Source organism: Streptomyces sp. SID13726 (assembly GCF_010548375.1).
Lineage (GTDB): Bacteria > Actinomycetota > Actinomycetes > Streptomycetales > Streptomycetaceae > Streptomyces.
Window position 1 is genome coordinate 1 of the sequence record NZ_JAAGLY010000178.1, and the last position, 588, is coordinate 588.

At 69.7% G+C, this 588-nt stretch carries 1 protein-coding gene and 1 pseudogene; both read right to left on the minus strand.

The genetic code is table 11. The features are described from left to right. Positions 1-219 (minus strand): annotated as a pseudogene (locus tag G3I78_RS47025) (ABC transporter permease); the annotation flags it as partial. Continuing rightward, positions 206-588, minus strand: a 383-nt coding sequence (locus G3I78_RS47030; RefSeq protein WP_164436741.1) for an ATP-binding cassette domain-containing protein, incomplete at its 5' end; no start/stop codon positions are given. The pseudogene G3I78_RS47025 and the gene G3I78_RS47030, both read right to left, overlap by 14 nt.

Sequence of the window (588 nt, forward strand, 5' to 3'; positions counted from 1 at the left end):
GGACGGAGCGGGGAGCTTGGTCTCGTCGGTGACCTTGGCCGTGACGAGGATCTGCCACACCAGCAGCACGAGGCCGATGGCGATGAACGGCGGGAGGACCTTCTTGACGAAGACCTCGCGGGCCGGGGTGCGGTGGGTCTGGACGGCGTCGAGGGCGTCGAGCCCGGCTTCCAGACCGGCCAGGTCGTCCGTCTTCGGCTTCGTTTCAGTGCTGGCCATGGCGGCGGATCTCCCCACGCAGGTGTTCGGTGATCTCGACGGACAGTTCCGCGACGTCGGCGTCTTCGATGCGGCGGGGCTGGGGGATGTCGACGGTCCATTCCTTGGCGACGCGGCCGGGGCGTGAGGAGAGCAGGACCACGCGCTGGGCGAGGCGGACGGCTTCGCGGACGTTGTGGGTGACGAAGAGGACGGAGACGTGGGTCTCGGCCCAGATGCGGGTGAGTTCCCCGTGCAGGACGTCGCGGGTGATGGCGTCCAGGGCGGCGAAGGGTTCGTCCATGAGGAGGAGCCGGCTGTCCTGGGCGAGGGCGCGGGCCAGGGCGACGCGCTGGCGCATGCCGCCGGACAGTTCGTGGACGCGTTTGT